Source organism: Microbacterium sp. C5A9, from assembly GCF_022627955.1.
Lineage (GTDB): Bacteria > Actinomycetota > Actinomycetes > Actinomycetales > Microbacteriaceae > Microbacterium.
Genome location: NZ_JABXGD010000015.1, coordinates 1 through 5,521, shown reverse-complemented (window position 1 = coordinate 5,521; position 5,521 = coordinate 1). Strand labels below are relative to the sequence as shown.

The following is a 5,521-nucleotide window of genomic DNA, read 5'->3' as shown; positions in this document are numbered from 1 at the left end:
TAAGATAGAGAAGTTGCCCTTCGGGCCTGGTTGTGATGACTGGGTCGTGGGAGCATCCGATCCTTGAGAACTCAACAGCGTGCACTTGTCAAATGCCAAATAACCTCGATTCAGCTTCGGCTGGATGAGATTCCTTTGGATCAAAGACCAACCTCCTTGTGGGGTTGGCAACGGATGAAGTCAGCAATGAATTTGTCTCTTTGGTCAGCATCAAACTCGCTGCGTCATCGTTTTCCCGGTGTCGTATGCATTTCTTTTTTACGGAGAGTTTGATCCTGGCTCAGGATGAACGCTGGCGGCGTGCTTAACACATGCAAGTCGAACGGTGAACACGGAGCTTGCTCTGTGGGATCAGTGGCGAACGGGTGAGTAACACGTGAGCAACCTGCCCCTGACTCTGGGATAAGCGCTGGAAACGGCGTCTAATACTGGATACGAACCACGAAGGCATCTTCAGTGGTTGGAAAGAATTTCGGTTGGGGATGGGCTCGCGGCCTATCAGCTTGTTGGTGAGGTAATGGCTCACCAAGGCGTCGACGGGTAGCCGGCCTGAGAGGGTGACCGGCCACACTGGGACTGAGACACGGCCCAGACTCCTACGGGAGGCAGCAGTGGGGAATATTGCACAATGGGCGAAAGCCTGATGCAGCAACGCCGCGTGAGGGATGACGGCCTTCGGGTTGTAAACCTCTTTTAGCAGGGAAGAAGCGAAAGTGACGGTACCTGCAGAAAAAGCGCCGGCTAACTACGTGCCAGCAGCCGCGGTAATACGTAGGGCGCAAGCGTTATCCGGAATTATTGGGCGTAAAGAGCTCGTAGGCGGTTTGTCGCGTCTGCTGTGAAATCCGGAGGCTCAACCTCCGGCCTGCAGTGGGTACGGGCAGACTAGAGTGCGGTAGGGGAGATTGGAATTCCTGGTGTAGCGGTGGAATGCGCAGATATCAGGAGGAACACCGATGGCGAAGGCAGATCTCTGGGCCGTAACTGACGCTGAGGAGCGAAAGGGTGGGGAGCAAACAGGCTTAGATACCCTGGTAGTCCACCCCGTAAACGTTGGGAACTAGTTGTGGGGTCCATTCCACGGATTCCGTGACGCAGCTAACGCATTAAGTTCCCCGCCTGGGGAGTACGGCCGCAAGGCTAAAACTCAAAGGAATTGACGGGGACCCGCACAAGCGGCGGAGCATGCGGATTAATTCGATGCAACGCGAAGAACCTTACCAAGGCTTGACATATACGAGAACGGGCCAGAAATGGTCAACTCTTTGGACACTCGTAAACAGGTGGTGCATGGTTGTCGTCAGCTCGTGTCGTGAGATGTTGGGTTAAGTCCCGCAACGAGCGCAACCCTCGTTCTATGTTGCCAGCACGTAATGGTGGGAACTCATGGGATACTGCCGGGGTCAACTCGGAGGAAGGTGGGGATGACGTCAAATCATCATGCCCCTTATGTCTTGGGCTTCACGCATGCTACAATGGCCGGTACAAAGGGCTGCAATACCGCGAGGTGGAGCGAATCCCAAAAAGCCGGTCCCAGTTCGGATTGAGGTCTGCAACTCGACCTCATGAAGTCGGAGTCGCTAGTAATCGCAGATCAGCAACGCTGCGGTGAATACGTTCCCGGGTCTTGTACACACCGCCCGTCAAGTCATGAAAGTCGGTAACACCTGAAGCCGGTGGCCTAACCCTTGTGGAGGGAGCCGTCGAAGGTGGGATCGGTAATTAGGACTAAGTCGTAACAAGGTAGCCGTACCGGAAGGTGCGGCTGGATCACCTCCTTTCTAAGGAGCATCTGACTCTTCGGAGTCCAGAACCCAGTTCGAAGGCACATGTTCTTCGCTGGGAGCTCATGGGTGGAACATTTGACATGGTGCGAAGGAAGAAGTTCTTGCTTAGTACACCGCTTGCGGTGGGAACGGGGAGGGTTTCGGGTGTCGCACCTGCACGCTGTTGGGTCCTGAGGGACCGGATGCGATCTTCGGATCGTTTCTGTACCTCTGGGCCTCTTGTTGTTTCCCTTGTGGGGGAAGTGAGAAGGGGTACCGCCCGTACTTTGAGAACTACACAGTGGACGCGAGCATCTTGCAGCCGGCTTCGGTCGGTTGCACAAGATGATCTTAAAGATCATTAGTCAATTTCATGCCAGGCTTCGGCCTGGTGTCGATTCTGATTCAAACTCATGTGATTTCAAGTCTTTAAGAGCAAACGGTGGATGCCTTGGCATCTGGAGCCGAAGAAGGACGTAGCAATCTGCGATAAGCCTCGGGGAACTGATAAGCAAGTTTTGATCCGAGGGTGTCCGAATGGGGAAACCCCGCTGGGCGGCGTGCCGACCTAGTGACTCCCGCCTGAATATATAGGGCGGGTAGAGGGAACGTGGGGAAGTGAAACATCTCAGTACCCACAGGAAGAGAAAGCAACCGCGATTCCGTTAGTAGTGGCGAGCGAAACCGGAACAGGCTAAACCTAGCGTGTGTGATAGCCGGCAGGCGTTGCACGTTGGGGGTTGTGGGACTTTTCAGTCATCTCTGCCGAGGTGGCGGCGTTACACGATGGTATAGACGAACGGTCTTGAAAGGCCGGTCATAGAGGGTGCCAACCCCGTAGTCGAAATGCCAACCGTGGCGCGAAGAGTATCCCAAGTAGCACGGGGCCCGTGAAATCCCGTGTGAATCTGTCAGGACCACCTGATAAGCCTAAATACTCCCAGATGACCGATAGCGGACAAGTACCGTGAGGGAAAGGTGAAAAGTACCCCGGGAGGGGAGTGAAATAGTACCTGAAACCGTTTGCTTACAAACCGTTGGAGCAGCCTTAGTAGCTGTGACAGCGTGCCTTTTGAAGAATGAGCCTGCGAGTTAGCGATATGTGGCGAGGTTAACCCGTGTGGGGTAGCCGTAGCGAAAGCGAGTCTGAATAGGGCGATTCAGTCGCATGTCCTAGACCCGAAGCGAAGTGATCTATCCATGGCCAGGTTGAAGCGACGGTAAGACGTCGTGGAGGACCGAACCCACTTAGGTTGAAAACTGAGGGGATGAGCTGTGGATAGGGGTGAAAGGCCAATCAAACTTCGTGATAGCTGGTTCTCTCCGAAATGCATTTAGGTGCAGCGTTGCGTGTTTCTTGCCGGAGGTAGAGCTACTGGATGGCCGATGGGCCCTACAAGGTTACTGACGTCAGCCAAACTCCGAATGCCGGTAAGTGAGAGCGCAGCAGTGAGACTGTGGGGGATAAGCTTCATAGTCGAGAGGGAAACAACCCAGACCACCAACTAAGGTCCCAAAGCGCGTGCTAAGTGGGAAAGGATGTGGAGTTGCCTTGACAACCAGGAGGTTGGCTTAGAAGCAGCCACCCTTGAAAGAGTGCGTAATAGCTCACTGGTCAAGTGATTCCGCGCCGACAATGTAACGGGGCTCAAGCACGCCACCGAAGTTGTGGCATTGACATTATTGGTAGGCCTTCGTGGTCCAGCCGTGTTGATGGGTAGGAGAGCGTCGTGTGGCCAGCGAAGCGGCGGTGTAAACCAGCCGTGGAGGCTACACGAGTGAGAATGCAGGCATGAGTAGCGAAAGACGTGTGAGAAACACGTCCTCCGAAAGACCAAGGGTTCCAGGGTCAAGCTAATCTTCCCTGGGTAAGTCGGGACCTAAGGCGAGGCCGACAGGCGTAGTCGATGGACAACGGGTTGATATTCCCGTACCGGCGAAGAACCGCCCAAGCTAATCCAGTAGTGCTAAGTGTCTGAATCCCACTGACTGATCCCTTCGGGGTGACGCTGTGGGCCTAGCGCACGACCCCATTCTGGTGCGGTTAGCGTATTAACAGGTGTGACGCAGGAAGGTAGTCCAAGCCAGGCGATGGTTGTCCTGGTGCAAGTGCGTAGGCCGAGAGATAGGCAAATCCGTCTCTCACATAGGCTGAGACACGATGCGGATAAAAAGTGGATGATCCTATGCTGCCAAGAAAAGCATCGACGCGAGGTTCTAGCCGCCCGTACCCCAAACCGACTCAGGTGGTCAGGTAGAGAATACCAAGGAGATCGAGAGAATCGTGGTTAAGGAACTCGGCAAAATGCCCCCGTAACTTCGGGAGAAGGGGGGCCATCCACTTATACGGACTTGCTCCGAAAAGGGTGTGGTGGCCGCAGAGACTAGTGGGTAGCGACTGTTTACTAAAAACACAGGTCCGTGCCAAGTCGCAAGACGATGTATACGGACTGACGCCTGCCCGGTGCTGGAAGGTTAAGAGGACCGGTTAGCCGCAAGGCGAAGCTGAGAATTTAAGCCCCAGTAAACGGCGGTGGTAACTATAACCATCCTAAGGTAGCGAAATTCCTTGTCGGGTAAGTTCCGACCTGCACGAATGGCGTAACGACTTCCCAACTGTCTCAACCGCGAACTCGGCGAAATTGCATTACGAGTAAAGATGCTCGTTACGCGCAGCAGGACGGAAAGACCCCGTGACCTTTACTACAGCTTGGTATTGGTGTTCGGTGTGGCTTGTGTAGGATAGGTGGGAGACTGTGAAGCATGGACGCCAGTTCATGTGGAGTCATTGTTGAAATACCACTCTGGTCACTCTGGATATCTAACTTCGAACCGTAATCCGGTTCAGGGACAGTGCCTGGTGGGTAGTTTAACTGGGGCGGTTGCCTCCCAAAAAGTAACGGAGGCGCCCAAAGGTTCCCTCAACCTGGTTGGCAATCAGGTGTCGAGTGTAAGTGCACAAGGGAGCTTGACTGTGAGACTGACAGGTCGAGCAGGGACGAAAGTCGGGACTAGTGATCCGGCAGTGGCTTGTGGAAGCGCTGTCGCTCAACGGATAAAAGGTACCTCGGGGATAACAGGCTGATCTTGCCCAAGAGTCCATATCGACGGCATGGTTTGGCACCTCGATGTCGGCTCGTCGCATCCTGGGGCTGGAGTAGGTCCCAAGGGTTGGGCTGTTCGCCCATTAAAGCGGTACGCGAGCTGGGTTTAGAACGTCGTGAGACAGTTCGGTCCCTATCCGCTGCGCGCGTAGGAAGTTTGAGAGGATCTGACCCTAGTACGAGAGGACCGGGTTGGACGAACCTCTGGTGTGTCAGTTGTTCCGCCAGGAGCACCGCTGATTAGCTACGTTCGGGATGGATAACCGCTGAAAGCATCTAAGCGGGAAGCCGGCCTCAAGATGAGACTTCCATACCTTCGGGTGAGAGGCTCCCAGCCAGACTACTGGGTTGATAGGCCAGATGTGGAAGTGCAGCAATGCATGCAGCTGACTGGTACTAATAAGCCGATGACTTGATAACACACCGTTTGTTGGTGCTACGCGTCCACTGAGTGGTTCTCGATGTACGGTCGAGAACCGCATGACAATGACTTTGTTATGTGTTTGATTGAAACATCAATAGTGTTTCGGCGGCCATAGCGTGAGGGAAACGCCCGGTTACATTCCGAACCCGGAAGCTAAGCCTCACAGCGCCGATGGTACTGCAGGGGGGACCCTGTGGGAGAGTAGGACACCGCCGGACTTCTTTTAA

3 rRNA genes are annotated in these 5,521 nt (G+C 54.4%); all 3 read left to right on the top strand.

Going from position 1 to position 5,521, the window contains the following annotated elements:
- The first annotated feature begins 257 nt into the window (after positions 1–257).
- Positions 258–1,781, top strand: a 16S ribosomal RNA gene (locus HWD99_RS18295).
- A gap of 404 nt (positions 1,782–2,185) precedes the next feature.
- A 23S ribosomal RNA gene (locus HWD99_RS18290) occupies positions 2,186–5,290 on the top strand.
- Positions 5,291–5,395: 105 nt separating this feature from the next.
- Positions 5,396–5,512 (top strand): 5S ribosomal RNA (gene rrf, locus HWD99_RS18285).
- Together the 16S, 23S and 5S rRNA genes form the textbook arrangement of a ribosomal RNA operon.
- The last annotated feature ends 9 nt before the right edge of the window (positions 5,513–5,521 follow it).